This is a genomic window from Spirillospora sp. NPDC048819 (genome assembly GCF_040650055.1).
Classification (GTDB): Bacteria; Actinomycetota; Actinomycetes; order Streptosporangiales; family Streptosporangiaceae; genus Spirillospora.
This window is the reverse complement of sequence record NZ_JBEZGN010000047.1, coordinates 1-24742: the sequence shown is the minus strand read 5'-3', so window position 1 is coordinate 24742 and position 24742 is coordinate 1. Positions and strand designations below refer to the sequence as shown.

The 24742-nt window shown below is 71.8% G+C and carries 25 protein-coding genes; 14 read left to right on the top strand and 11 right to left on the bottom strand.

Features of this window, described 5'->3' with window-relative positions; genetic code table 11:
• Window positions 1–6 precede the first annotated feature (6 nt).
• The 3 genes from AB0C35_RS40300 to AB0C35_RS40290 all read right to left on the bottom strand — a co-directional run bounded on the left by AB0C35_RS40300 (window position 7) and on the right by AB0C35_RS40290 (window position 2816).
• Complete coding sequence (locus AB0C35_RS40300; RefSeq protein ID WP_358467899.1) at window positions 7–924, bottom strand: ABC transporter permease; 918 nt, start codon at window positions 922–924, stop codon at window positions 7–9.
• Window positions 921–1889, bottom strand: coding sequence for an ABC transporter permease (locus tag AB0C35_RS40295; RefSeq protein WP_358467897.1), 969 nt, complete (start codon window positions 1887–1889; stop codon window positions 921–923). The genes AB0C35_RS40300 and AB0C35_RS40295 overlap by 4 nt, the downstream gene beginning before the upstream one ends.
• 126 nt (window positions 1890–2015) lie before the next feature.
• The gene (locus AB0C35_RS40290; protein WP_358467894.1) at window positions 2016–2816 is read right to left on the bottom strand and encodes a DUF1838 family protein; all 801 of its coding nucleotides are present in this window, start codon (window positions 2814–2816) and stop codon (window positions 2016–2018) included.
• Window positions 2817–2990: 174 nt separating this feature from the next.
• On the opposite strand from AB0C35_RS40290, the gene AB0C35_RS40285 reads away from it, so the two are divergent.
• Genes AB0C35_RS40285 through AB0C35_RS40275 form a run of 3 tightly spaced genes read left to right on the top strand, consistent with a single transcriptional unit; the run spans window position 2991 to window position 5074 of the window.
• Window positions 2991–3653 carry a biliverdin-producing heme oxygenase gene (locus AB0C35_RS40285; RefSeq protein WP_358467891.1) on the top strand — a complete coding sequence of 221 codons (663 nt, stop codon included), beginning with the start codon at window positions 2991–2993 and terminating at the stop codon, window positions 3651–3653.
• A 9-nt stretch (window positions 3654–3662) separates the two neighbouring features.
• Complete coding sequence (locus AB0C35_RS40280) at window positions 3663–4886, top strand: NADH-ubiquinone oxidoreductase-F iron-sulfur binding region domain-containing protein (RefSeq protein ID WP_358467888.1); 1224 nt, start codon at window positions 3663–3665, stop codon at window positions 4884–4886.
• Window positions 4883–5074, top strand: coding sequence for a ferredoxin (locus tag AB0C35_RS40275; RefSeq protein ID WP_358467885.1), 192 nt, complete (start codon window positions 4883–4885; stop codon window positions 5072–5074). The genes AB0C35_RS40280 and AB0C35_RS40275 overlap by 4 nt, the downstream gene beginning before the upstream one ends.
• Before the next feature lie 96 nt (window positions 5075–5170).
• Here AB0C35_RS40275 and AB0C35_RS40270 read toward each other — a convergent pair whose 3' ends face one another.
• Window positions 5171–5848, bottom strand: coding sequence for a biliverdin-producing heme oxygenase (locus tag AB0C35_RS40270; protein ID WP_358467882.1), 678 nt, complete (start codon window positions 5846–5848; stop codon window positions 5171–5173).
• A 102-nt stretch (window positions 5849–5950) separates the two neighbouring features.
• On the opposite strand from AB0C35_RS40270, the gene AB0C35_RS40265 reads away from it, so the two are divergent.
• Window positions 5951–6550, top strand: a complete 600-nt coding sequence (locus AB0C35_RS40265; protein ID WP_358467880.1) for a TetR/AcrR family transcriptional regulator — start codon at window positions 5951–5953, stop codon at window positions 6548–6550.
• 24 nt (window positions 6551–6574) lie between these two features.
• Here the strand turns inward: AB0C35_RS40265 and AB0C35_RS40260 are convergent, their stop codons facing one another.
• The 6 genes from AB0C35_RS40260 to AB0C35_RS40235 form a co-directional block, all read right to left on the bottom strand.
• Window positions 6575–7222, bottom strand: a complete 648-nt coding sequence (locus tag AB0C35_RS40260; RefSeq protein ID WP_358467877.1) for an LPXTG cell wall anchor domain-containing protein — start codon at window positions 7220–7222, stop codon at window positions 6575–6577.
• A gap of 31 nt (window positions 7223–7253) precedes the next feature.
• Window positions 7254–8159, bottom strand: coding sequence for an ATP-binding cassette domain-containing protein (locus AB0C35_RS40255; RefSeq protein ID WP_358467874.1), 906 nt, complete (start codon window positions 8157–8159; stop codon window positions 7254–7256).
• The gene (locus AB0C35_RS40250; protein WP_358467871.1) at window positions 8159–9253 is read right to left on the bottom strand and encodes a hypothetical protein; all 1095 of its coding nucleotides are present in this window, start codon (window positions 9251–9253) and stop codon (window positions 8159–8161) included. Before AB0C35_RS40250 ends, AB0C35_RS40255 begins: the two co-directional genes overlap by 1 nt.
• On the bottom strand, window positions 9250–10314 hold the full coding sequence (locus AB0C35_RS40245; protein ID WP_358467868.1) for a DUF916 domain-containing protein: 1065 nt from the start codon (window positions 10312–10314) through the stop codon (window positions 9250–9252). The genes AB0C35_RS40250 and AB0C35_RS40245 overlap by 4 nt, the downstream gene beginning before the upstream one ends.
• A 72-nt stretch (window positions 10315–10386) precedes the next feature.
• A complete protein-coding gene (locus AB0C35_RS40240; RefSeq protein ID WP_358467865.1) occupies window positions 10387–11709 on the bottom strand; it encodes a WxL domain-containing protein in 1323 nt (440 codons plus the stop codon).
• Window positions 11710–12146: 437 nt separating this feature from the next.
• Entirely contained in the window at window positions 12147–12830 is a 684-nt protein-coding gene (locus tag AB0C35_RS40235) for a TetR/AcrR family transcriptional regulator (RefSeq protein ID WP_358467862.1), read from the bottom strand.
• A 91-nt stretch (window positions 12831–12921) separates the two neighbouring features.
• Between AB0C35_RS40235 and AB0C35_RS40230 the strand changes: the two genes are divergently transcribed.
• From AB0C35_RS40230 to AB0C35_RS40195, 8 genes are read left to right on the top strand one after another with little or no spacing between them, the layout of a single operon-like run.
• Window positions 12922–13644: an alpha/beta hydrolase gene (locus AB0C35_RS40230; RefSeq protein ID WP_358467860.1), complete on the top strand. Its 723-nt coding sequence runs from the start codon at window positions 12922–12924 to the stop codon at window positions 13642–13644.
• On the top strand, window positions 13641–15122 hold the full coding sequence (locus AB0C35_RS40225; protein ID WP_358467857.1) for an alpha/beta hydrolase: 1482 nt from the start codon (window positions 13641–13643) through the stop codon (window positions 15120–15122). The genes AB0C35_RS40230 and AB0C35_RS40225 overlap by 4 nt, the downstream gene beginning before the upstream one ends.
• Window positions 15104–16429: an ABC transporter substrate-binding protein gene (locus AB0C35_RS40220; RefSeq protein ID WP_358467854.1), complete on the top strand. Its 1326-nt coding sequence runs from the start codon at window positions 15104–15106 to the stop codon at window positions 16427–16429. The genes AB0C35_RS40225 and AB0C35_RS40220 overlap by 19 nt, the downstream gene beginning before the upstream one ends.
• Window positions 16430–16434: 5 nt before the next feature.
• The gene (locus AB0C35_RS40215; protein ID WP_358467851.1) at window positions 16435–18477 is read left to right on the top strand and encodes an ABC transporter permease; all 2043 of its coding nucleotides are present in this window, start codon (window positions 16435–16437) and stop codon (window positions 18475–18477) included.
• Window positions 18474–19223 (top strand): ABC transporter ATP-binding protein, encoded by a 750-nt coding sequence (locus tag AB0C35_RS40210; protein WP_358467848.1) that lies wholly within the window; start codon window positions 18474–18476, stop codon window positions 19221–19223. Before AB0C35_RS40215 ends, AB0C35_RS40210 begins: the two co-directional genes overlap by 4 nt.
• A complete protein-coding gene (locus AB0C35_RS40205; protein WP_358467845.1) occupies window positions 19220–19957 on the top strand; it encodes an ABC transporter ATP-binding protein in 738 nt (245 codons plus the stop codon). Before AB0C35_RS40210 ends, AB0C35_RS40205 begins: the two co-directional genes overlap by 4 nt.
• 21 nt (window positions 19958–19978) lie before the next feature.
• Window positions 19979–21502 carry an AMP-binding protein gene (locus AB0C35_RS40200; protein WP_358467842.1) on the top strand — a complete coding sequence of 508 codons (1524 nt, stop codon included), beginning with the start codon at window positions 19979–19981 and terminating at the stop codon, window positions 21500–21502.
• A gap of 42 nt (window positions 21503–21544) precedes the next feature.
• A complete protein-coding gene (locus tag AB0C35_RS40195) occupies window positions 21545–21676 on the top strand; it encodes a hypothetical protein (protein WP_358467839.1) in 132 nt (43 codons plus the stop codon).
• A 24-nt stretch (window positions 21677–21700) separates the two neighbouring features.
• Here the strand turns inward: AB0C35_RS40195 and AB0C35_RS40190 are convergent, their stop codons facing one another.
• A complete protein-coding gene (locus AB0C35_RS40190) occupies window positions 21701–23143 on the bottom strand; it encodes a tannase/feruloyl esterase family alpha/beta hydrolase (RefSeq protein WP_358467836.1) in 1443 nt (480 codons plus the stop codon).
• Between the two features lie 290 nt (window positions 23144–23433).
• Between AB0C35_RS40190 and AB0C35_RS40185 the strand changes: the two genes are divergently transcribed.
• Together AB0C35_RS40185 and AB0C35_RS40180 are read left to right on the top strand one after the other, a co-directional pair.
• Window positions 23434–24261 carry an ABC transporter ATP-binding protein gene (locus AB0C35_RS40185; RefSeq protein WP_358467834.1) on the top strand — a complete coding sequence of 276 codons (828 nt, stop codon included), beginning with the start codon at window positions 23434–23436 and terminating at the stop codon, window positions 24259–24261.
• A partial coding sequence (locus AB0C35_RS40180; RefSeq protein WP_358467831.1) for an ATP-binding cassette domain-containing protein occupies window positions 24248–24742 on the top strand: 495 nt, incomplete at its 3' end. The genes AB0C35_RS40185 and AB0C35_RS40180, both read left to right, overlap by 14 nt.

Here is a 24742-nt window from a genome sequence, read left to right as displayed (position 1 = left end):
GTGGGGTCATCGCGCCGCGCCCCGCTCGCCGAGGTGGTCGGCCAGCGCGTCGCCGATCAGGTTGAAGCCGAGGATCCCGGCGAGCATCACCGCGCCGGGCAGGACCGAGTACCACCAGACGCCGCCGGGAAGGTAGCCGGTGCCGCCGCCGGTCAGGTTGCCGAGCGTCGCCTGCGGAAGCTGGACGCCGAGGCCGAGGAAGCCGAGGCCGCCCTCGGCGAAGATGGCCAGGGCCATGGCCAGGAACGCCTGCACCACCATGGCGGGCATCACGTTGGGCAGCAGCTCGCCGAGGACGATCCGCGAGCGCGGGACGCCGACGACCCGCAGCGCGGCCACGTAGTCCTGCCCGGCCTCCGCCATCGTGGCCGAGCGGGCGACCCGCGCGAAGTAGGGGATGAAGGCGAACCCGAGGAGGAGCACCACCTTCGTCGTGATCGTGATGGAGACCGGGCCCAGACGGCCGGTCCCGGTGCCGGTGAGGCCGATCACGAACATGGCCAGGACGAACATGGGCAGCGCCTGGACCGTCTCCAGCGCACGCATGATCAGGTCGTCGGCGAGCCGGCCGCCGAGATAACCCGCCAGGATCCCCAGCGGCAGGGCGATGAGCAGGCCGAGCGCCACCGCCGACAGGCTGACCAGCAGGGAGACCCTCGTCCCCACGGCCGCGCGGGCCAGCAGGTCGCGGCCGAGCTGGTCCGTGCCGAAGGGGTGGGCGAGGCTCGGCTCCGCGAGCACGGTCGCGCTGCCCGCGTTGGGGTCGGGCGTCAGCAGCGGCCCGACCGTGGCGAGCAGGCAGAACAGCCCGGCGCAGCCGACCCCGAACCAGGTCAGCGCGTCCCGGGGGCGGCCGCGTGTCCAGCGGCCCGGCCTCGCCCGCGTGCCGGTGCCGGGTCCCTTCAGCAGTTCCGGCGGGCTCATGCGGCCTCCGTCCCGGAGAGCACGCTCTCCCTGATGCGGGGGTCGATGATCATCTGGGCGATGTCGACCAGCAGGTTGGTGAACAGGTACAGGACCGCCACCGCCAGGCAGCAGCCGGCCGCGACGGGATAGTCCTGGCGGCGGAAGGAGTCGACCATGAGCTGGCCGAGTCCCGGGATGCCGAACACGTTCTCGATCAGGATCGCGCCGCTGAGCAGCATGCCCAGCATCAGGCCCACGACGGTGACCGTCGGGATGGCGGCGTTGCGCAGCGCCACCTTGCGCACGACGAACCGGCGGCGCATCCCCATCGAGGTGGCGAACGACACGTAGTCGCGATCCAGCACCTCCAGCAGCGAGCCGCGCAGCGTCCGCGCGACCACGGCGAACGCCGGCAGGCCCAGGACGAAGGAGGGCAGCACCATCGACGCGAGGTGCGGGCCGAACCCGTCTTCGGGCGGTACGTACCCGACCGGGAACACGCCGGTGATGTACACGCCGAAGACGAGCACGCAGGCCAGCCCGAGCCAGAAGCTCGGCACCGAGAGCGCGATCACGCTGAACACGCGCAGGAACCCGTCGAAGAAGGAGCCCCGCCGCAGTGCCGCCAGGCAGCCGGCGACGGTGCCGAGCGCCATCCACACCCCGCCGGACAGCGCCGCCAGCTCCAGCGAAACGGGCACCCGCCGGGTGAGGGAGGACCACACCGGCTCGCCGGAGAACACGGACTGGCCGAGGTCGCCGCTGAACATGCGGCCGAGGTACTGGACGTACTGCTCGCGAAGGGACGCGTTGAGCCCCAGCCGTTCGGCGACCGCCGCGCGGCTCTCCTCGCTGTAGCCGTAGCCGAGCAGCGTGTAGAGGGGACTCCCCGGCGACAGCCGCAGCAGGAAGAACACCAGCGAGACGACCACGAACACGGTGGCCAGGAGGGAGAGCGTCCGCCGGAGCACGTAGAGGGCCAAGAGGGATCACCCCTTCCGGTTGAAAATTCCGGAATCATGTTCCTGATATAGGAATGCGGGCGCCGCTGGTCCCGATGCTAGGACCCGCCGCGCCGGAGCGTCGTCATCCGAATGATGGATTGCCCGTCAGGGGGCCGACCGGCGGGAACCGGCCGGATGGCGCTTCTTGAACGCGGTCCAGCTCGACTCGCTGGACGGTGACCACTCCGTGGGAGCGTGCCGGAACCGCGGCCCCCGCTCCTCGACGAACCGCCGCGGGCGGCCGGGCACGCCGGGCCATCCCGCGGCCTTCCCGCCGCGGCAGTGGTACAGCAGCGCGCCCGGACGGCCGGCCATCCGCATCCAGGGCAGCCACGGCGCCATCCTCGTCCACGACAGGGAGCACGGCACGCTGTCGAGCGCGGGATCGTCCAGGTCGGCGGCGCGGGTGAAGAACTGGAACAGCTCCATCGCCCGGTAGACGTCGTCCCCCGAGTTGTCGGGGTAGTCGGCGACCGGCAGCGGGGACGGGTAGGCGAGCAGCACGTCGGAGTTGAAGACGACGTCGCCGCCGACCCGCGTCCGGGGGAACCGGAACGGCCCGCGCGGGCCCTCGGCGAGCCAGCGGAAGTCGACCGGATCGTTCCAGACGTGGTCGACGTCCACCCGTTCGCCGGTGTAGCGGTTGTCCCAGGAGTCGATGATCTCCCGCGAGACGGGGTCGAGGTAGCAGGCCGCCTCGCGGGTGAGCAGCTCCACGCCGCCGTCCACGGGGACGGCGCGGCCGACGTTGACGCCCTCGAACCCGAACAGATGGTGCGGGCCGTCTCCGGGCAGCCAGGCGTAGACGTCGCCGGTCCACCAGATGACCGTCTCGTCCCCGCCGCGGCTCGCGCGTACCCGGACCAGGTCGTCCAGTGCCCGCCCGGGATCTCCTTCGGAAGGCATGACGGCTCCTCTCCCGCCGGCGCCGAGCCGGCGTATTTCGCGACGACATGTCGTCAAAGCCCTTGACGCCCGTCGCCATCTTGATGACACTCTGTCGTGAAACAACGTTTCAATGCAAGCTTTTCCCGAGCGCCGTCCCGAGCGGCGGCGCGACCGCCGACAAGGAGATCCCCGTTGACGCAGACACCGAAAGACGGTTTCGCCGACCAGCTCAGGAAGGCGACCTGGACCGACCATGAGGCGGCCGAGTACACCAACTACATGCAGGCGCTCCTCGGCGGTCAGATCTCCAAGGACGGCTACGCCGAGATGGTCGCCCAGCACTACTACGCCTATGTCGCGATTGAGGAGGCCGGGCACGCGCTCGCGGACGATCCGGTCGCCGGGCCGTTCGTGATCCCCGAACTGGAGCGCGTGGCGACACTGGAACGCGACCTCGAAGTCCTCTACGGCGCCGGCTGGAAGGACGCCATCAAGCCGTCCAAGCCGACGCTGACCTACGTGGCGCGGATCAACCAGGTCGCGGACTGGGCGGGCGGTTTCATCGCGCACCATTACACCCGCTACCTGGGCGACCTGTCCGGCGGGCAGGTCATCCGCAAGTCCGCCGAGCGGGCCTACGGCCTCAGCGGCGACGACGGAGTGGGCTTCTACAACTTCCCGAAGATCCCCGACTACAAGGCGTTCAAGGCCGGGTACCGGGACAAGCTGAACGCGCTGGGCCTCGACGAGGTGGAGAGCAAGCGGATCGTCGGGGAGACGCTGCTGGCCTACCAGCTCAACACCGAGGTGCTGGCGGACCTGGGCAAGCGGATGTCCGAGTTCAAGGTCGCCTGACCGGCCACGATGGACTTTCCGCTGCACACCCGGCCGCTCGGCCCCGCGCGGCTGCTCGGCGCGGCGCCGGGCGGTCGCGGCGTCCGCGGACCCGGCCCGTCCGGCACCGAGATCATCGAGATCGCCGCCGCCGCCGGGATACGCGGCCGCGGCGGCGCCGGGTTCCCGCTGGGCGTCAAGCTGCGCTCCGTGGCCGGCTCCGCCGCACCGGGCCGCTACGCGATCGCGAACGCCGAGGAGGGGGAACCCGGCTCGGTGAAGGACCGGTTCCTCATCCGCGAACGGCCGGAGCTCGTCGTCGAGGGGCTGCTGCTTGCCGCCCGCGCCGTCGGTGCGGACCGGTCGTTCCTCTACGCGTCCGACCGGCCGGGGGCCGACGCCCTGGACGAGGCCGCGCGCCACGTCCCGTCCGTCGAAATGATCCGGGTCGAGCCCGCCTATGCGGCCGGGGAGGAGACCGCCGTCGTCCGGGCCGTCGGCGGTGGACCCGCGCTGCCCGTCGTCAAGCCGCCGCGTCCATGGCAGGAGGGCCTGCACGGAGCGCCGACGCTGGTCAGCAACGCCGAGACGCTCGCCCAGCTCGCCCTGGCGGTGCGGCTCGGCCCGCGCGCCTACCGGGAGGCCGGAACCGGCGACTCGCCCGGCACGTTCCTCGCGACCGTGTCCGGCGGCGGAAGGCCGCCCGTGCTGTACGAGGTTCCGTACGGCGTCCCGCTGCGGGAGCTGGCCCGCGCTCACCTCGGTGACCACGCCGCGGTGACCGGGGTCCTGGCGGGCGGGCTCGCCGGCGGGCTCCTGCCGGCCGCGAGGCTCGGCCTGTCGCTGACGCACGCGGCCTTCACCGCCGCCGGCAGCACGCTCGGCTGCGGCGGCTTCGTGCTCCTCACCGCCGAGTGCCCGGTCGAGGTCGCCGCGGGCGCGGCGGCCTTCTTCGACCGGGAGAACGCCCGCCAGTGCGGGCCGTGCGTGCGCGGCACCGAGGCGGTCGCGACCCTGCTGGCGGGGCTCATGGCGGGGACCGCCGGGCCCGGCGACGCCGCCCGCCTGGAGCGCCTGGCGGGCGGGCTGGCCGGACGCGGCAACTGCGCCACCCCCGACGCGGTGAGCGTCCTGGTCGGCTCGTTGTTCCGGCACCACAGCACCCTCGTGCACGCGCACGCCGTCCGGAGCTGCGCCCGGTGCGCCGGAGCGCGGCCCTTCGATGTCCGGATTCCATTGGGAGAGTCATCATGAAGAAAGTCGTCATCGACGCCGCGGCCTGCGATGGCCAGGGATACTGCAAGCGCTTCGCGCCCGAGGTCTTCGACCTGGACGAATGGGGCTACGGCAAGGTGATCAACGAGGAGATCCCCGACGCGTCGCGGCCCGCGGCCGAGGCCGCCGCGGAGGCGTGCCCGATGCAGGCGATCAAGCTGCTCTGAACCGCGGCCATGACGGACCGCCCCCACCGGGTCCTCCGGCGGGGGGCGGTTTCGCTTCCCTGCCCGGCGGCGAGCCGGGACGGACGCGGCACACGGTCAGGAGAGGCCGGCTTCTTCGCCGAGTTCCGTGGTGATGGCCGTGTTGGCCTCGAACGCGCGGGTGCCCTCGGAGACCAGCGCGTCGATGTCGCCGGGCCCGGCCGGGACCGCGTTCATGCGGGCGTGGTAGTCGCCGATGAAGGCGGCCGGGTCAGCGATGTCGGCGAAGTCGTAGAACCGCATGCCCTCGCCCTCGGGCAGCCCGTAGGTCGTGGTGAGCAGCTTGGCCAGCGTCGCCCCGCCGTGCAGGTAGCCGGCGTAACGGATCCAGTGGTGCGGGACGAGTCCGAGCGGCCACTCCTCGCGGACGTGGCGCAGCCGGGCCACGTAGGCGTCGGTGCCCGGGGACGGGCTCAGCTCGTCCCTCCAGTCCCGGCCGTGGAAGTACGCGAGGTCGCGCTCGATCGCCTCCGTACGGGCGAGTTCGGGCAGGTGAAGCCGGCCGACGGCGGGGTCGTCGCGCAGTGCCTCGGACGTCGCCTCCAGGGCCGCGTAGACGAAGTGGAACCGCACCAGCCATCGGCTGTAGGCGTCCTTCGACAGCCGGCCCTGGAACATGGCGAGCATGAACGGCGTCTGCTCGGCGGCCTGGTGGGCCGCCGTCGTCCCCTTGTAGAGGAGCTTGGACAGGGGCTCCCGGTCGGCGGCCCGGTCGGCGGTGGTCTCAGCCGGCATGACGACTCCCTTTTCACGACAGTATGACTTAAAAGATAACGACAGACTGTCGTGAAAACAATGCTCCAGCGGTGGTGAGATCGGGACATGAGAAGATGAGGCATGCCTAAAATCTCGGCCACCACGCTGGGTGAACACCGTGCGCAGACGGTGGACCGCATCTTCGACGCGGTCGCCCGGCTCTCCCGTGACCGCGGCATAGACACGATCTCCATGACCCAGGTGGCCGCCGAGGCCGGCGTGACCCGGACCGCGATGTACAACTATTTCCCGGACAAGGCGGCCCTCCTGCTGGCCTTCACCGAGCGGGTCACGGCGTACTTCGTCGAGAGCTTCGAGCAGGGACTGCCCAAGAACGCCGACGCGACGACACGGCTCCGCGCCTTCATCCGCCTCCAGCTCCGCGGACTCGTCGCGCACCCGCACCCGAACGCGGCGGAGGTGACCGCGGCGCTCGGCCCCGAGGCGTATGAGGCCCTGGCCGCGCACGTCGCGCCCATGCAGCGGATCCTGACGGGCATCCTCGCCGAGGGCATGGAGTCCGGCGAGTTCCGGCGCGCGGACGTCGAGGCGACCGCGCGCAGCGTCCTCGCGACCGTGGGGGCCGAGCGTCTCCCGCTCATCAGTGACGCCACCACGATCCGCAAGTCGGAACGGAACGTCACCGCCTTCGTGCTGGGGGGCGTCGCCGCCCCGGAATGAAGCGGTGCGGCGCGCCCCCCGGACTCACGACTCGCGCCTCCGGCGCGGAATGATGAACAGCGCCGCGCCCCCGGCCATCACCAGCGCCGAGGCGACAAGCGCGTAGGTGGGAAGGCCGTCGGGGCTGCCGGTGTGCGGAAGCTGGCCATCGCCGTCTCCTCCTCCTCCACCACCGCCGGTGCCCCCGCCGCCGTTCCCGCCGTCGCCTCCTCCTCCGTCACTTCCTCCGCCGCCGTTCCCGCCGCTCGCGAAGTCCAGCGGCACCTTGGCGAGGACGGCGGTCGGGTCGAGGAGGCTGGTCGCGGCGATGACACAGGCGCCCGCCTTGGCCGTGCAGTCCACATCACCGATCTTCTCCACCAGGACGATCGACTTCGGCCCTCCGCTGCCGGGAACCCACGTGCCGGCGGCGTCGCTCTTGCCGCCGACCAGAGCCTTGTCGTTCACGCAGGCTCCCTGTGCGAGCACGGGCTTGCACTGGCCGATGACGATGGCCTGCAACCCGGGCTTGAGGCCGGTGAAGGACTCGACGGTGATGGATTCCCCCACCTTGACTCCGGTGGTCTTGCTCATCTTGAGCGCCGGGGCGGCGAGCGCGGACGGGCCGAGGCCCACCACGCTCACCGCCCCGATCGCGGTCACGACACCGAGGCGCCGGTACATCGAGCGCATCTCTCCTCCTGCGGATCGTCGGATCGTCAGATCAGTCGGTGGCCGGTCGCGTCATGGACCGGCCTCGGGCACGGGTCGGGCGGGCGGACCGGAGCAGGTCCGCGATCTGTGCCGGACGCGGGGCCGCGAGCTCGGCGGCGACCCGTCCGTCCGCGAGCACGCACGCCCGGGCGCTCACCGAGAGCGCGACGGGGATCATCGGCTCGGCGAGAACCGCCGCGGCACCCCCGCCGAGCAGCCGCCGCACGACGTCCGCGAGCGCGCCCGCGGACGGTCCGGCAAGTCCCGGCGTGTAGCCGACGTCTGCCCGCGCGTCCGCGGATGGTCCGGCCAGTCCCGGGGTGAGGTCGACGTCTGCCCGCGTATCTGCGGATGGTCCGGCCAGCCCTGGGGTGAGGCCGGCGTCCGCCTGCGTGTCTGCGGATGGTCCGGCCAGCCCGGGGGTGAGGCCGTCGATCAGCAATAGGCGGGGCCGGGACAGCAGTGCCTCGGCGAGGCCGAGGAGCCGGTGTTCACCGTCGGTCAGCGCGCCCAGCGGCGACCGGGCGCGGGCTCGCAGCATCGGGAAGACGTCCAGGACCGCGGCGGCGGCGCGGGCGTCGCCGCGCATCCGCGCACGTCCACGCAGGTGGTCCTCGGTCGTCTGCGGACCGCTCCGGCCGGACGAGGGGCCGATGGGATGGCCGACCCCGATGCCTCTCGGCTGCTCGGCGCCGTCCAGAAGCACCGCGCCGCCCGTGAGCGGAGTCCGTCCGGCGAGGACCGCCAGGACGGTCCGCGCCCCGGGGCCGAAGAGCGCGACCGCCTCGCCCGGCCGGACGCCGAACCCGACGCCGCGCAGGCCGCCGAGCTCCGGAGCGGTCGCCAGCTCGCGGACCTCCAGCAGCGGGGGCGCCCCGCTCGCACCGTGGGCGCGGGCACGGGAGCGGACGCCCATCACCGCCGCTCCCCAAGGAAACGGTCGAGTGCATCGAGGTCGACCAGGGCCTCGCCGCGGCTCCGCAGGAAGGCCACCAGCTCGGCGCGGTCGACGTGGCCGGGATCACCGCCGGGAGCGGCCGTCCGGTCGAGATGGGCGAGCAGTTCCCCGACGTCGACGACGGAAGGGGAGCGCGAGGCCACCGGGTGGTGCGCCGGCCCGGAGGGGCCGGCGAAGGCGATGGCCCCGCGCGTTCGTGGCGCCGCTCTCCGGACGGCGCGGCGGCGGAGGGTGAGGCGGACTCCGAACAGCAGAAGCAGCGCCGCGACGACGTTCGCGCCGATCAGGCCCCACGGAAAGGTGCTGAACGAGGTCTCGAACGGGACGGAACCGGCGTACCGGCCGCCGACGACGAACGTCCCGAAGGAGGCCGCGGGCAGTTCCACCCCGATCCGGTACGTCGCGGTCTCCCCGGGCGCGATGACCCCGCTCGGCGGTGCGTCGAGCGGGACGTCGGGCTCCCGGCCGGCCCCCCAGCCGGCCACGATCGGGGCATCCTTGATCGGCTCCGCGCCGCGGTTGCGTATCCGCACGACCAGGGTCCGGCGCGGAACCCCGCCGAAGAACTCGCCCCATCCTCCGCTCCCGACGACCTCCAGCCCGACGACGTCGGCCTGGACGGGGATGATCTCCGGGAGGATCGCGCCGGTCGGGTGCCCCAGCACGGCAAAGGGGACCGTGCGGTGCAGCGGTGCGCCGGCGCCCGAACCCGGCATTGTCGCCACGCGGATCACGCACGGGCAGTCGGCGGGCGGTGCGCCCACGGTCAGCCCCGCCTCGAAAACGCCGGTGGGTGCGACCCGTGCGGAGACCCCGCGCCTGGTGTCGCAGTCGGCCGAGCCGTGCACCGCGTTCTGCCCGCAGACCTGGATCTGCACGGCGGTGCCCGGAGTCCAGCCGCTTCCCCGGACACGGACCGCCGTCCCCGCCGCGGCCTTCCCGGGCACGGCGCTGATGCCGGGCCGCTCCGCGGCGGCGCTCGCCGGTGCGGAGACGGGGAGAGCGGCCGGGAGAAGGGCGACGACGGCGAACGCGCGGCGCAGGCGCATCATCGGCGCGTTCCGTCCTCGAAGTACGACTCGTCGACGAGCGCCTCGGGGACGGCGGGACGAGCGGCATCGGACCTCGCGCGGCGGCGTATGAGCCGGGGGAGGACGGACCAGCAGAAGAACGCGATCACGACTACGGCGATCAGCGCGGCCCACGGCACCTCGATGAACCGGCTCTGCGTCCGGGCCTTGATGCCGTCCCCGGCCGTCAGTTCGACTCGCACGGTGACCGCCTCCAGCGGCGGCGGACTGTCCCAGGGCACGCTGAGTTCCGTGCGCTGGCCGGGCAGGATCTCCGGAAGCCGCCGGACCGGCCATTCCTTGATGGTGCGGCCGAACAGCCCCGTGGCCCAGATCCGGGCGGTGGGGCTCAGCCGCTGGTTGCCGGTGTTGACGACCGTGTACCGCACCGTGCCCCGACCGTCGCGGACGTAGGGCAGCAGCGGCTGGCTGCGCTCGACCGACAGCGCGTCCGGTTTCAGCGCGGGGGTCAGCGGGCCGGCGACGCGCAGGTAGATCCGGGCGGCCACCCCGCGGCGCAGCCCGACCGCGGTGCCTCCCGGCCGCGCGCCGCCCTCGATGGCGGTGTTGAGCGCGACGATCCCGCCGATGTGCTCCCCGGGTGTCGCGTTGTCCGGGATCGTCACGGTGAACGGGACGTCCCGCGCCTTGCGGGCGGGCACCGTCAGCTTGCCGGTCTTGAGCTTGACCCATGCGCCGACGTCCCGCCGGGGTTCGGTCGCGGTCCGCAGCGCGAAACCGGCGTCGCGCGGGGTGTTGTAGGCGTCCGCGCCGTAGACCAGGAAGGTGAGCGGGCCGCCCGTCAGGTTGGTGATGCGCACCGCGTCCCGGATGGTCTTTCCGGCAGGGGCGTCCATCGCGAAGTAGGCCCGCGGAGCCAGCGCGTCACCGTGGCTGACGGGACCCACGGACCAGGACCCGTTCCCGGTCGCCGGTGCTGGTTCCCGCGCCAGCGCGGCCGGTGCGCCCGTGCAGACGGCGAGCGCGCACGCGGACGCCGCGGCTGCGGCGCGGCGGGCTGAGGGCCATGGGCCACGGATCATGGTTACCTCTGGGGTCGTGGGATCCGGCCGGGCCACGACGCGTGAACCGCGCCGTGACCCGGCCGGGGCCGGTCAGGACAGGACGATGGTGAGGACCGCCTGGTACTGGCCGGCCCCCGTCACCGCGGGGACATCGAGTTCCAGCCCGGCGTCGGCGGTGTAGGTGCCGCCGACGACCGCGCCGCCTTCACCGTTCGGGCCGCTGCACAGGGTCGCCGCCGTGGTGCTGCTCAGCGGACCGGGGCTGCCGGCCGTGACCGGAGTCGCCCCGGGACCGGACGTGCAGCCGGGCGTCCACGACAGGTTGCCCGCCGGGATCTTCGGGCCCCCGGCGGACGCGAAGTCCGTCATGGTCGCCGTCAGCGACCACCCGGTGGCGCCGCCGCGGGCGTCGATGACCTCGACCCGCTTGATGTCGCCGGTCGCGGTCTTCGCCGTGCCGTCGAGCGTGACGGCGCCGAGGTCGACCTCGCCGGGCTGCTGCGACATCGTCAGCTTCCCGGCCGCCACCGAAAGGTTGAGCCGCTGCTCACCGCACTGCCCGACGGGCTTGTCGGCGCACGCGCCGGTGGGCGGCGGGACCTTCTCGGTGACGGTCAGCCCGACGGACTTCTCCACCGAGCCCTGCCTGGCCACGATGGTGCGCGTGCCCGGAGCGGCGTCCTCCGCGACCTTGGCCGTTCCGGTCAGCTTTCCCGACGCGTCCGCCGAAGCGGACACGCCGGTCAGGCCACCGGCCGCGCAGGCGGCGCCGTTCTCATCGCACAGCGCCAGTTCCACCGGCCCGCTCTCCCACCGGGCGCCGCCCACCGTGATGGATCCGCCCTGGTGGACGGTCGCGGGCTCGATGGTCAGGGACGGCCCCGCGTTGCCCACCTTCACCGTGGCGAGGGCGGGCGCGCCGGCGGACACCTGGCACGCGATCGTGGCCGCCACGCCGGAGGCGTCGATGTCCATCGTGACCGTCTTGGGCACGATGGCGATGTCTCCCGCCGCGGACGCGTTGAACTTGCCGGTGAGCTTGTTGATCGGGATGGGGACGTTCGCGGGGACGTTCCCCGTCTGGGTCGGGGTGCTGAACGCGAACTCGCCGGTCACCGCACCCGAGAGCGCCATCGTCCCGCTGGTCGTCCAGGACAGCACCGGCAGCGGCGACTTGCTGGGCATGTCACTCAGATCGACCTCGACCGTGACGTCGTCGCCGGTGGTCGCGGTCGCCGGCGCGGTCACGGTGACGGTCGCGGGGTAGGAGAAGGCGTTGCCGAGGACCGTGCAGTCGTAGCCGACCTGCGCGGTTCCCGCGAACGCCGCCTGCCCCGCCATCGCGGGGACCAGGGACGCGCCCGCGACGGCGACCGCCACCGCGAGCGCCCTGAGTCTGGGGGGTGCAGCCATAAGGAGTGCCGCTCCTTCCTGTCGGACGTCCCGCCAGTGCCGGGACGCCGCGGGCAGCCGGCACCGCACCACCAGCCCGCCTTACGGACCAGCGCCCGATGAATGTTCCACATGCAGGAACGCAGTTCCGCAAGTGCCAACAGCGAACTCCGCGGCACAACCGATGTCAAGACCACCCGAGGAGATTGTTTCGCTAATAGAACCGCCGTTCCACACAGCGGCAACTGCCGAAGGCCTTAGGCGCTATCTGACGGAACCGCCGCTCACCTGGCCGGACATGCCGACGGGCGGAACACCGTGAAGCCGAGTGCCGCCGGCCACCGCACCGGGGGCCGATGAAGGCCGAAGCCGGTCACGGCGACCAGCGGTCCCGGCGACGCGCGCCCGGCCGGCGTGGTGGGTCCTGGTGGGTGGCGAAGGCTCTTCGTCGTCCCGGATCAGTGGTTCTGATCAGTGTGCTGATCTTGGTGGGCGGCGCGGGCCCTCATGCTGGTGATGAGCTCTTCGAGGCCGAAGTGGAAGCGCGTGTCCATGAGCTCGGGTTCGGTGCCGGGAGCGAAGCGCACCAGGTGGGGGTACCGTTCGGCGGCGTCGTCAGGCCGTTCGGCGTAGCGCCGTGTCGTTGAGGCCGACGTCTCGGCCATCACGAAGCCCAGGACGAAGACGAGTGCGGTCCAGTACGCGTGGGACACCTCGTCTTCGGGCAGTCCGCTCTCGGCGATGAGTTCGAGGAACAGGTCCGCGACCCGCAGTGTCTCGCCGCCGAGATCCCAGCCCGCCTTCCACAGGACGGGGATGAGTTCGGGCCGCGCACGCAGCGCCAGGCGTGCCGCGACGAGCAGCCGCGTGAGCCGCTCGTCCCAGGGGCCTTCGGCCGGCACGTCGATATCCCGGAGGGTGTCGTCGAGGATGAGGCGCAGTAGCTCGTCCTTGTCGCGTACCTGCCAGTAGAGGCTCCCGTGGCCGACGCCGAGCCGCCGCGCCACGGCGCGCATCGAGAGGCCGCCGACTCCTTCCTCGTCCAGCAGCCGGCTGCCGGCCGCGACGACCTCCGCGAGTGTCAGCGGCGTGCGCTTGCGCTTGGCGGGCCCGGCGGCTTCCCGCCGCTCGTCTCTTGACACTGGAACAGCGTACCAGTACGTTCGGGCCCCACCTCTCTTGAACACTGTTCCAGAGAGGGTCGAGTCCGAGTCCGAGGTCGAAGGAGAACAGATGGCGGAGCGTCCCTGCGTGCTCGTTCACGGCAGCTGGCATGGCGGATGGCACTGGGAGGAAGTGGCGGCCCGGCTGCGCTCGGTGGGCCTTCGCGTCTTCGTCCCAACGCTGACCGGGCTCGCCGAGCGCGGGCACGAGGCCGCGGCCGACACCGACCTTTCGGTCCACGTCCGTGACGTCGTCTCGGTCATCGACGACAACGACCTGAAGGACGTGCTGCTCGTCGGGCACTCCTATGGCGGCATGGTCATCACGGGCGCGGCCAATGCCCGGCCGTCCCGGATCGGAAAGCTCGTCTACCTGGACGCATTCGTGCCCCGGCACGGCGAATCGGCCGCGACGATCCTCGGCGAGGACTTCGTCCGCATGGCGGAGGCCGCCGCCGCGCAGGCCGGCACACCGCACCTGATCCCGCCGCTGTTCACGGTCGAGGACTCGCTCGGCTGGACGGGAGAGCTCGGGGCGGCCTTCGCCGCGCGGATGTGCCCGCACCCGGCGGCGACGCTCCATGAACCGGTCCGCGCCGACGGCGAGCTCACGGCCGAGCAGATCTTCATCCGGTGCAACGAACACCCGCTCGGGCTTTTCGACGGCTATGCGGCGATGGCCCGCGATTCCGCTGACTGGCGCTATTTCGAGCTGGCCTCCCGGCATGACGCCGTCCATCTGATGCCCGCCGCCGTCGCCGGAATCCTCGAATCCCTGGGAGAGCAGGAATGAGCACCCTCGACGACCAGACCCGGCTTCTGCTCGAGAAACTGGCCGAGACCCCGTTTCCGGACCTCAAAGCGATGGAGCCGGAAGAAATGCGCTCGGCGCACGCGGCGTTCTACGCCTCCGTCGGCCTGCCCTCCGATCCGTCCATCGCGGAATCCCGCGATCTCGATGTGCCCGGGCCGGACGGTCCCGTCCCCGTCCGCATCTACAGGCCCCGGGGAGCGACCTGGGATCCGCTCCCGCTGCTCGTCTACTTCCACGGTGGCGGCATGGTCGCGGGGAGCATCGACTCCTACGACGCGATCTGCCGGATGCTCGCGCACCGGGCGGGTGCGGTGGTGGTGTCGGTCGGTTACCGGCTCGCGCCCGAGCACCCCTTCCCGGCGGCCGCGGACGATTCTTACGCGGCGCTGAAATGGGCGGTGGAGAACGCCGCGATGATCGGCGCCGATCCCGCACGCGCCGCAGTGGGCGGGGACTCTTCGGGCGGAAATCTCGCGGCGGTCGTCGCTCAGACGGCCCGTGCGAACGGAGGACCGCACCTGGTCTTTCAACTGCTCGTCTATCCGGCGGTGGGGACACTGGGACACAGCCGCTCGATGTCTCGGTTCGCGACCGGCTACATGTTCGGACGCGACGAGTACGACTGGCTGTACGAGCAGTACCTGCCCGACCCGGATGACGCGCGAGACCCGCGGGTCTCACCGATCGTCGCCGATCTGGCGGGATTGCCGCCCGCACTCGTCATCACGGCGGGCTTCGACATCATGCGCGACGACGGCGAAGCCTACGCGCAGCGCCTCCGGGAAGCCGGAGTGCCCGTCGTCCTGCACCGTTACGAATCCACGATCCACGCGTTCCTGAGCATGGCCGCCGTACTGGACGCCGGCCGAGAGGCGATCGAAGAATGCGCCGCCGCGCTGAGGAACGCCTTCGCCGCCGCGCGCGGCTATGAGAACGACCATGTGCGCATCGTGTACCAGGACGGTGCGACCGATGGTCCCGCGGTCGTCGTGGACCTCGGCACCGGTGGTATCCGCTACGAGCCCGCGGCCCTTCCTCCGGGCGACGCGAGCACACCCGAGATACGAATCCAGTTGAAGGCCCCGCCGGAGACGGAACCGCTCGGTGACCGCGACGCGGTGCGCGCCGATCCCGGCCGCTATCTCGTCGAGTTCGAGAACGAGCGGGTCAGAGTCGTGCGCCTGCATTTCGATCCGGGCGAAGAAGGCGTCATGGTCGCCCATCCGCCACGTGTCCTGGTGACGCTGAGCGACGTCGCGGTGAGCCTGCGGTTCGCGGACGGACGCACCGACGAGCGCAGCGCTCCGGCGGGCGTGGCCGGCTGGCTCGAGGGCGAGACATTGCAGACCCGGAACGCCGCGGACGACCGGCTTGAAGTGATCCTCGTCGAGCCCAGGACCGACAACGGCTCCAACCGAAATGGGAATGGGGAAGGGCAATGGCATTCCGATCTATGACGATCGCCTCGGCGGCGGCGTTGGTGCTGCTCGCCGGATGCGGCAGCGGCACGGGCGATTCGGACGGGAAGGCGTCCGCCGGTTCGGCCGTGGTGCCGAAGGTCAGTAACGACTGGGCGCTGCGGTACACCGGCGGCACGGCAGGTCCGGCGGACACCAAGAAATCCCCGATCAAAGTCGGCTACATCAACCAGGAGGGCGGCGCACCCGCCTTCCCCGAGGCGTCGACCGGCATCGACGCCGCGGTCGCGTACATCAACCGGGAACTGGGCGGGGCCAAGGGGCATCCCGTCGTCCTGGAGAAATGCGTCGTCCAGAGCGAGGAGGACGGGCAGAAATGCGGGACGCAGATGGCGAACGACCCCGAGGTCAAATTCGTCATCGAGGGCGTGCTCACCGTGGGGAACAAGGCGATCTATTCGGTTCTCGGAGGCCGGAAGCCCATCATGGAGGCGAGCCCCTCCACGAGCGACGATCTCACCGCCAAGGGCGCCTACTCCTACACGCCGGGCGGGCCGGGGACGATCGCGGGAATGGCGCAGTTCGTCGCCGAGCAGCTGCCGGACGTCCGCCGCGTCGCCGTCCTCTACGCCGACAACCCGGCCGGCAAGGCGTCCGCCGAACAGTTCCTCAAACCGCAGCTCCAGAAGCTCGGCGTCACGGACGTCAAGCTCGTGGGGGTCGCCGACACCGCCACCGGCCCCGATGTCGCGGCGGCGATCCAGGCGGCGGGCGGACGCCAGGCCGACACGCTTCTGTCCTTCCTCACCGTGCCCGGTTGCATGGCCACCTACGATGCCCTGCAGTCCCTGGGCATCACACCGCGGGTCGTGGCGACGGGCCTGTGCTTCGGCACACCGATGACCAAGCACATGCGCGATGTCGGGTCCGAGGACCAGGTTCCCGACGGCTGGTACTTCACCAATTTCGGGTACAGCTACTTCACTCCTGACGAGGCGTCGGGAATGGCCACCTATGTCGCCAAGGTCAAGCAGTACGCCCCGAAGAACGCCGAGTACACGGGTTTCGCGGGCTACACGTTCGCGAACCTCATGACCGCGATGAAGTTCGTCAACGAGATCGGTCCGGACCGTCTGACCTCCGAGGCGATGGCGAAGGCGATCGAGTCCTTCGAGGGTCCGATGATGATGGTCGCCGGTCCCATCGAGTGCGGCTACAGCCCCGTCTTCGCGGCGCTGTGCGGGAGCCAGATCGGCGTCGAGCAGTACAAGGACGGGCGCTGGATCCAGGTCGCGACGCCACTGCGCGACAACGCCATCTCGATCGCCCAGGCGCTCGGCGGCTAGACACCATGCGCATTCCGACAGCGGCCATCGGCCTCGCCGCACTGGCGGGCGGCGCCGTGGTCCTCGCCCGGGTCCTTCCGGACGAGGCCACGGCCCTGCTCCTCGGCACCGGCACCGGCTGCCTGATCTCGGCGATCGCGCTGACCATCGTGCTGACGTTCCGCGGATCGGGCACGGTCAACTTCGCCGCCGGCGCGATGGCGATGGAGGCCGCCTACGTCTATGACGACCTGCGGCGCAGCGGCACCCTCTTTCCCACCGATCTGTCGCTCGGCGGTCCGCTGGGAGTCCTGCCGGCGATGGTCGTCGCCCTGATCGCCTCGGCACTGCTCGGCGCGCTGTGCCACGTGCTCGTCTTCCGTCCGCTGCGCTCGGCGCCGCCGCTGAGCAAGGTCGTCGCGTCGGTCGGCGTCCTGATCGTGCTGCAGGCGATCGCCCTGCTGCGCTATGGGAGCACGCCGCGTTCGCTTCAGCCGATCCTCTCCAAGACACCGGTCCGGCTTTCGGACGACATCATCGTGCCGGGCGATCAGCTGCTGCTCGCCGGGATCGTCGTGGTGCTCACGATCGCGCTGTGGGCGGTGTTCCGGTTCACCCGCTTCGGTCTCGCCACGCGGGCCGCGGCGGAGAACGAGCGCGCCGCGACGCTGCTGGGCTTCTCCCCGGACTTCCTGGCGGGGGCCAACTGGATCCTGTCGGCCGTCCTCGCGGGCTTCCTGGGCATACTCGTGGCGACGGTCAACGGCTCCCTCGACCCGGTGACCATCACACTGCTCGTCGTCCCGGCCCTGGGGGCGGCGCTGCTGGGCGGGCTGACCTCGTTCGGCGTGGCGACCGCCGCCGGGCTGGGCATCGCGATGACGCAGAGCCTCATCCAGGTCCTCAGCCTGGAGCCGTGGTTTCCCCAGGCCGGATCCGGGCCACTGCCCGGAGTACGCGAAACGGTGCCTTTCGTCGTCATCGTCATCGCACTGGTCGTCCGCGGCCAGACGCTTCCCACCCGCGGCACCGTCTCTCCGGTGAAACTGCCCGAGATTCCCCGCCCGAGGCGCCTCGGCGCCGGGGCCGTGGTGGTCGCCGGCGGCTGCGCCGCCGGGCTGCTGACGCTCGGCCCGGTGTGGCGGCTGGCGATCACCAACACGTTGATCGGGGCGCTCATCTGCCTGTCGCTCGTGGTCCTCACCGGCTACGTGGGGCAGATTTCGCTCGCGCAGATGACGCTCGCCGGCGTCTCCGGCTTCGTGCTCGCCAAGCTCGCGTCCGGCGCGGGCGTCCCGTTCCCGCTGGCGCCGCTCGCCGGGGCGCTGGTCGCGACCGTGTTCGGACTGGCCATGGCGGTGCCCGCGCTGCGGGTGCGCGGCGTCAACCTGGCGATCCTCACGCTCGCCGGCGGGGTCGCGGTCGAGAAGCTGGTCTTCGGCAACCCCGCGTGGTCGGGGGGTCTGGAGGGCGCACAGGTGCCGTCCCCCGCTCTGCTCGGCGTGAGCTTCGGTCCCCGCGATCCATCGTCGGTGCTCGGCGACGGCAAGCTCCCCAGCCCGTGGTTCGGGATCTTCTGCCTGGCGGTCGTGATGGCCGCCGCGGCCGGCGTCGCGAATCTGCATCGCTCGGCGACCGGCCGCCGCATGCTGGCCGTCCGCTCCAACGAGCGCGCCGCCGCGGCCGCGGGGGTGAGCGTGGCGGGGACGAAGTTGCTCGCCTTCGGCCTGGCGGCGTTCATCGCCGGCCTCGGCGGCGCGCTCTCCGGCTACCGCTTCGGTTCGGTGTCGCCCGAGTTCTTCGGCGGCGTCGCGTCGCTGACATTCCTCGCCTACGCCTACCTCGGCGGGATCACGAGTCTGTCCGGCGCCGGCCTCGGCGGCTTCCTCGTCGCGGGCGGCGTGGGCTTCACGGCACTCAAACAGTGGGTCCACGTCGGGGATCGCTGGACGCTGCTCGTCACCGGCATCGGGTTGGTGGCGACCGCCGTCATGAACCCGGAAGGCATGGCGGGCGCGCTGCGCGAGACCCGCCGGCGGCTCACCCGGCGCAAGGCGGTGGCACCATGACGGCCCTCCTCGAAGCCCGCGGACTGGGCGTGCGGTTCGGCGGCGTCCAGGCGCTCACCGACGTCGACCTCACGGTGGACGAGGGAGCCCTCGTCGGCCTGATCGGCCCCAACGGCGCGGGCAAGACGACGCTCATCGACGCGCTCACCGGCCTCGTCCCGGCCGGCGGGCGCGTCACGTTCGCCGGACGGCAGATCGGCGGCCTGCCCGCACATCGCCGGGCACGGGCCGGCCTGGGACGTACCTGGCAGTCGCTGGAGCTCTTCGGCGACCTCACCGTCACGGAGAACCTCCAGGTCGCCGCCGACCGGCAGGGCCCCTGGGGAATGCTCCACGATCTCCTCCGCCCACGCCGGACCGCGCCCGCACCCGGTGTCGCGGAGGCGCTCGCCCTGCTGGAACTCGGCGACCTCGCCGGCCGGATGCCCGACGAACTGACGCAGGGGCAGCGCAAGCTCGTGGGCGTGGCCCGGGCGCTCGCGGCACGACCGCGGCTCGTGTGCCTGGACGAGCCCGCGGCGGGCCTCGACACCGACGAGTCGGCCGCGCTCGGCCGGCACCTGCGGCGCGTCGTCGACGCCGGTACGTCGATGCTCCTGGTGGACCACGACATGGGCCTGGTGTTCAGCATCTGCGATCTCGTCTACGTCCTGGAGTTCGGGCGCGTCATCACCGCCGGCGCACCGGCCGACGTCCGGGCCGACCGCGCCGTCATCGCGGCCTACCTCGGAGGGGACGGCGCGTGAACGCCCTCGATGTGAAGGACCTGCGGGCGGGCTACCGGGGACTGGCGGTCGTCCGCGGGCTCAGCCTGCACGTCGCGGCGGGGGAGGTGGTCGCGCTGCTCGGCCCGAACGGGGCGGGGAAGACGACCACGCTCCTCACCGTGGCCGGCCTGCTCCCGGTGATCGGCGGTGAGGTGCGCATGCTCGGCGCGGAGGCCACGGGGGTGAAGCCGCACCGGCTCGCCCGCCGGGGCCTGGCCCATGTGCCGGAGGACCGGTCGCTGTTCGCCTCCCTGACGGCCGCCGAGAACCTGCGGCTCGGCGCCCGGCGCGGCGCGCCGGACGTCTCACGCGTTCTCGGCTACTTCCCCGCGCTCGGCCCGCTGCTCGACCGGCGTGCGGGGCTGCTGTCCGGCGGGGAGCAGCAGATGCTCACCCTCGGCCGCGCGATCGCCTCCGGGCCCCGGCTGCTGATGGTCGACGAACTCAGCCTCGGCCTCGCGCCGATCATCGTGGAGCGCCTGCTGCCCGTCCTGCGCCGCGTCGCCGAGGACACCGGCTGCGGCGTGCTGCTGGTCGAGCAGCACGTCCACCTCGCACTCGAGGTCGCCGACCGCGCCTACGTCCTCGCCCGCGGCGCCCTGGTGGCCGAGGGCGACGCCGGCGAGTTCGCCTCCGACCGCCGGCTGCTCGAAGTCGGCTACCTCGGCGAGAACGCCGTGCCGGACGGCCCTGCCGACCAGACCGACCGATGACGTGCCCACACGAGGAGAGACATGTACGCCGCCCAGCACGCGATCAATCACCCGGACAAGCCGGCGATCATCATGGCCGGCAGCGGCGAGGTCGTCACCTTCGCCCGGTTCGAGGCCCTCGCCAACCGCATCGCGCACCTGTTCCGATCGACCGGGCTGGCCCGGCTCGACCATGTCGCCTTCTTCATGGAGAACACCCCGTGGCTTCTTGAGTGCGAGGCCGGCGCCGAGCGCAGCGGCCTGTACTACACGCTCGTCAACTCCCACCTGACGGCCCCGGAGGCCGCCTACATCGTCGACGACTGCGAGGCGGCCGTCGTGATCACCACGGCGGCCAAGCTCGACGTCGCCGCGGACCTGGTCGCCCGCTGTCCCCGGGTCGCCCGCTGGCTGGTGGCCGGGGCCCAGGATCCGCCGGCGCCCTTCGAACGGCTGGAGGACGCGCTCGCCGGAATGGACGACACGGCGATCGCCGACGAGCGACTCGGGGTGGCGCTGCTCTACTCGTCCGGCACCACCGGCCGCCCGAAGGGCGTGCTGCGTCCGCTGCCCGACGTCCACCCCGCCGAACCCGTACCGGTCATGGAATTCGCCGCGCGCCTTTTCCGCCAGCGGCCGGGAATGGTCTACCTGTCGCCCGCCCCTCTCTACCATTCCGCGCCACAGGTCAGCATCGCGGGCACGCTGCGCATCGGGGGCACCTCCGTCGTCATGGAACGCTTCGACGCGCGCGAATACCTGCGCCTCATCGCCCACCACAGAGTGACCCACACCCAGGCTGTTCCCACGATGTTCTCGCGGCTCCTCAAACTGCCGGCCGACCTCCGGGAAACGGCGGACGTGTCCTCGCTGGAATCGGTGACCCACGGCGCCGCCGCCTGCCCCGTCCCGGTCAAAGAACAGATGATCGACTGGTGGGGGCCGATCTTCCACGAGTACTACTCGGCGACCGAAGGCCACGGCTTCACGATCTGCGACTCGTACGAATGGCAGGACCACAAGGGCACCGTGGGCAAAGCGGTCCTCGGTGAACTGCTGATCGTCGATGACGACGGAAACGAGTGCCCGCCCAACCGCCCCGGTCTCGTCTACTTCCGCGGGGCGACCAATTTCGAGTACTTCAAGGACCCGGAGAAGACCGCCGAGTCCCGTGACCCGGCCGGGACGGCGAGCACCGTGGGGGATGTCGGCTACATCGACGGCGAAGGGTACCTCTACCTCACCGACCGCAAGATCAACATGATCATCTCCGGCGGCGTGAACATCTATCCGCAGGAGACCGAGGACCTGCTCATCACCCACCCGAAGGTGCTCGACGCGGCGGTCATCGGCGTCCCGGACGACGAACTCGGCGAGGTCGTCAAGGCGATCGTCCAGCCGGTCGACGAGATCGAACCGGACGAGGATCTCGCGGCGGAACTCATCGCGTTCTGCCGCGAGCATCTCGCGCGCTTCAAATGCCCGCGCTCGATCGCCTTCGAGGCGGAGCTCCCCCGCCAGGCCACGGGAAAGCTGCACAAGCGTCTACTGCGCGAACGCCACTGAGGCGACGGCGCCCACTCGGCTTCCGCCGATCTCGACGTCTGGGTGGTCGACCCGCGTGAGTCGACCACGCCTTACCACTGGTTCCGCATCACCCCGCGCCGCGTCCAGGCCTGGCGCGAGGTGAACGAGCTGGCCGGCCGCGAGCTGATGCGCGAAGGCCGCTGGCTGGGCTGATCCCGTGTCCCTCCTCGGTCCGGGTCAGCCGATGGAGCAGGTGTTGGCCACGTCGCCGGTGGTCTGCCGGGGGACGGTGCCGCTGGGCGGGGGCGCCTGGCCGCCGCGCGGGGCCGTCCAGCGTTCGAGGGCCTCGAACGCCGTCCGCATGCAGGGGAGCAGCGGGCGCATCCGGTCCGGGAACATGTCGTACTCGATGTCCAGGTGGGACGCGCCCTCGATCCGGTAGTAGCGGTGCAGGTGGCCCCTCCGCCGGGAACGGATCTCCGAGTAGTACGCGTCGCCGTGGATCTTGATCGGCAGCAGGGAGTCCAGCGTCCCGTGCACGGAGATCATCGGCTTGCCGATGCGGCCGTCGAGCGAGTTCCGCTTCACCGCCTGGTGCACGCTCTTGGGACGGGTGTAGTAGCGGTAGTCGGTGTCGCAGTCGGGCGTGCCGCTTTCGCAGAACGGGATCCCCGCCTCCAGATCGCCGTCGTAGGAGGGGTCGACCTCCTCGCGGTACCGGCGCTGCGTGCTGTCCCAGATGTAGTGGTAGTTGAAGTCCCACAGGAACTCCGAACCCGGTGCGTAGCCTGCCTCGATCATCGCGGCGTGCGCCGCGGGGTCGCCGGTCGCCGCGTACTCGGGGTAGTTGCGCAGCGCCACCGGCAGGTGGACGAGCGCGTTGGGCCCGTTGTCGCTCGGCCAGTACGTGCCCTCGGCCTCGACGCCGCCGTCGTACAGCCAGGGGCGGTTCTCCAGCACCCAGCGCACCAGCTGCCCGCCGTTGGAGACGCCCATCGCGTACGTCCTGCGGGGCCGCTCGCGGTAGTGGCGGGCCACGGTCGCCTTGGCGGCGACGGTGAGCTGCGCCATCCGGTGGTACCACTCCCCGACGGCGTCGCCGGGCCGCCTGCCGTCCTTGTAGAACTCCGTGCCGTTGTTGCCCTTGTCGGTCGACGCGAACGCGTACCCCTTCGCGAGCACCCAGTCGGAGATGACCACGTCGTTGGAGTACTGGAGGCGGTTGCCCGGAGCGCCGGAGACCACGAGGCCGCCGTTCCAGTGCTCCGGAAGCCGGATCACGAACTGGGAGTCGTGGTTCCAGCCGTGGGTGGTGTTGAACGCGGAGTCGTCGCGGAAGTAGCCGTCGATCTGGATGCCCGGGACCCCGCTGGGGTTGCGGGTGGCCGCCGACTGCATCCCCGACCACTGGGCGGGGACGGTGTGGCCCGAGGCGATCGTGCCCGCGGTGGTCAGATCCTCCAGGCAGGCGGCGACCTGCCGCTGCGCTCCGGGGACGTGGACGCGGTCCATGCCGTGGCAGCGGGCGTCCGCCTGAGCGGGCGGGACGGCCGTCACCAGGGGGCCGGCCAGGAGCGGCGCCAGCAGGGCCGCGAGGACGGGTGATCTGCGAAGCATGTGCATGTGCGGCTCCGGGGGTGGGACGCGGAGCTCTTCGGCCGAGCCCGCGGTGGACGCCATGCTGTTCGACCGGCGGCGGACGCGGCGACGTCGGCGGGCGCCACTCTTGACCGGCGACCTGTGGCGGCCGCGTCCATGAACTGCGGGGCGGACGTCCCGATCGGCCCCCTCCACGTCCCATCAGGGCGTATGTCCCTCGCGCTGACCGCCGTGCGGTGTGGAATTCGTTCACAGGGTGCTCTCCGAATGTGTGTCCCGGTCACCTCGCCGCCTCACCCGGCCGCCGCCTAGCGTTCACCGTCACGGCGCCCCGGGTGCGGCCCGGGCCGGCGATGAAGCGAGGAGGACGCATGGGAGGAGGACCCGAGGGGAGCGGGCACGGGCGCGATCCCGGCTCCGGTGAGGCGGCCCCGGGCGGGGCCGTCCCCGTACTGAAGGCGCGGGGCCTGGTCAGGGAGTTCCGCGGCTTCCGGGCCGTGGACGGCGTCGACCTCGACGTGGCCGACGGTGACGTGCACGCCCTGGTCGGCCCCAACGGCGCGGGCAAGACCACCCTGTTCAACCTGCTCACCGGCTTCCTGAAGCCGACCGCGGGCAGCGTGCTGCTGGAGGCCCGCCGGGAACTGGCCGGACGCAGCCCCGAGGCGATCACGCGGCTGGGCGTGGCGCGCTCCTTCCAGATCACCAGCCTGTTCGCCGAGCTGACCCCGCGCCGGCACGTGGAACTGGCGCTGGCGAGCCGCACCGGTCTGGGCTGGCGGTTCTGGCGCTCGGACCGGGCGCTGGACCGCTTCGCCGGACGCGCCGGGGAGCTGCTCGACCAGGTCGGGCTGGCCCGCCACGGCGACGTGCCGGCGGGATCGCTGGCGTACGGACGCAAACGCGCGCTGGAGCTGGCGCTCGCCCTGGCCCTCGACCCCAAGGTCCTCCTGCTCGACGAGCCGACCGCCGGAATGGGGGTGGAGGACGTGGAGCGCACCATCGAGCTCATCCGCAAGATCCGTGCGGGCCGCACGGTGGTCCTGGTCGAGCACAACATGAGCGTCGTCGCCAGCCTCGCCGACCGGGTGACCGTCCTGCAGCACGGCACGGTGCTGGTCGAGGGACCCTACGCCGAGATCCGCCACGATCCGCGCGTCATCACCGCCTACCTCGGAGACGCCCATGCTGCGCGTTGACCGGCTGTCGGCCTGGTACGGCGAGGCGCAGGCCCTGCGCGAGGTGTCGATGCGGGTCGACGAGGGCGAGATCGTCACGCTGGTCGGCCGCAACGGCGCGGGCAAGACCACGCTGCTGCGCTGCCTGATGGGACTGCACGGCTCGTACGGCAGGACGGCGGGCACGGTCTCGCTGTCCGGCGAGGACGTCACCGGTCTCGCGCCCCACCGCAGGGCCCGCCGCGGCCTGGGCTTCGTCCCGGACGACCGGGGCGTCTTCGCGACCCTCTCGGTGGAGGAGAACCTCACGCTGCCGCCGGCGATGGGTTCCGACCCGTGGCCGCTGGAGCGGGTGTACGAGACGTTCCCGAAGCTGCGTGAGCGGCGCAGATTTCCCGGGACGAAGCTGTCGGGCGGGGAGCAGCAGATGCTCGCGCTGGCGCGGGTGCTGCGGACGGGCGCCCGTTTGCTGCTGTGCGACGAGCCCACCGAGGGCCTGTCG

Bases quoted from the DNA above. Each gene is read 5' to 3' on its own strand.
- AB0C35_RS40300 (WP_358467899.1), bottom strand. From the start codon at position 924: ATGAGCCCGCCGGAACTGCTGAAGGGACCCGGCACCGGCACGCGGGCG.
- AB0C35_RS40290 (WP_358467894.1), bottom strand. From the start codon at position 2,816: ATGCCTTCCGAAGGAGATCCCGGGCGGGCACTGGACGACCTGGTCCGG.
- AB0C35_RS40280 (WP_358467888.1), top strand. From the start codon at position 3,663: ATGGACTTTCCGCTGCACACCCGGCCGCTCGGCCCCGCGCGGCTGCTC.
- AB0C35_RS40275 (WP_358467885.1), top strand. From the start codon at position 4,883: ATGAAGAAAGTCGTCATCGACGCCGCGGCCTGCGATGGCCAGGGATAC.
- AB0C35_RS40270 (WP_358467882.1), bottom strand. From the start codon at position 5,848: ATGCCGGCTGAGACCACCGCCGACCGGGCCGCCGACCGGGAGCCCCTG.
- AB0C35_RS40265 (WP_358467880.1), top strand. From the start codon at position 5,951: ATGCCTAAAATCTCGGCCACCACGCTGGGTGAACACCGTGCGCAGACG.
- AB0C35_RS40260 (WP_358467877.1), bottom strand. From the start codon at position 7,222: ATGCGCTCGATGTACCGGCGCCTCGGTGTCGTGACCGCGATCGGGGCG.
- AB0C35_RS40255 (WP_358467874.1), bottom strand. From the start codon at position 8,159: ATGGGCGTCCGCTCCCGTGCCCGCGCCCACGGTGCGAGCGGGGCGCCC.
- AB0C35_RS40250 (WP_358467871.1), bottom strand. From the start codon at position 9,253: ATGATGCGCCTGCGCCGCGCGTTCGCCGTCGTCGCCCTTCTCCCGGCC.
- AB0C35_RS40245 (WP_358467868.1), bottom strand. From the start codon at position 10,314: ATGATCCGTGGCCCATGGCCCTCAGCCCGCCGCGCCGCAGCCGCGGCG.
- AB0C35_RS40240 (WP_358467865.1), bottom strand. From the start codon at position 11,709: ATGGCTGCACCCCCCAGACTCAGGGCGCTCGCGGTGGCGGTCGCCGTC.
- AB0C35_RS40230 (WP_358467860.1), top strand. From the start codon at position 12,922: ATGGCGGAGCGTCCCTGCGTGCTCGTTCACGGCAGCTGGCATGGCGGA.
- AB0C35_RS40225 (WP_358467857.1), top strand. From the start codon at position 13,641: ATGAGCACCCTCGACGACCAGACCCGGCTTCTGCTCGAGAAACTGGCC.
- AB0C35_RS40220 (WP_358467854.1), top strand. From the start codon at position 15,104: ATGGCATTCCGATCTATGACGATCGCCTCGGCGGCGGCGTTGGTGCTG.
- AB0C35_RS40215 (WP_358467851.1), top strand. From the start codon at position 16,435: ATGCGCATTCCGACAGCGGCCATCGGCCTCGCCGCACTGGCGGGCGGC.
- AB0C35_RS40210 (WP_358467848.1), top strand. From the start codon at position 18,474: ATGACGGCCCTCCTCGAAGCCCGCGGACTGGGCGTGCGGTTCGGCGGC.
- AB0C35_RS40200 (WP_358467842.1), top strand. From the start codon at position 19,979: ATGTACGCCGCCCAGCACGCGATCAATCACCCGGACAAGCCGGCGATC.
- AB0C35_RS40190 (WP_358467836.1), bottom strand. From the start codon at position 23,143: ATGGCGTCCACCGCGGGCTCGGCCGAAGAGCTCCGCGTCCCACCCCCG.
- AB0C35_RS40185 (WP_358467834.1), top strand. From the start codon at position 23,434: ATGGGAGGAGGACCCGAGGGGAGCGGGCACGGGCGCGATCCCGGCTCC.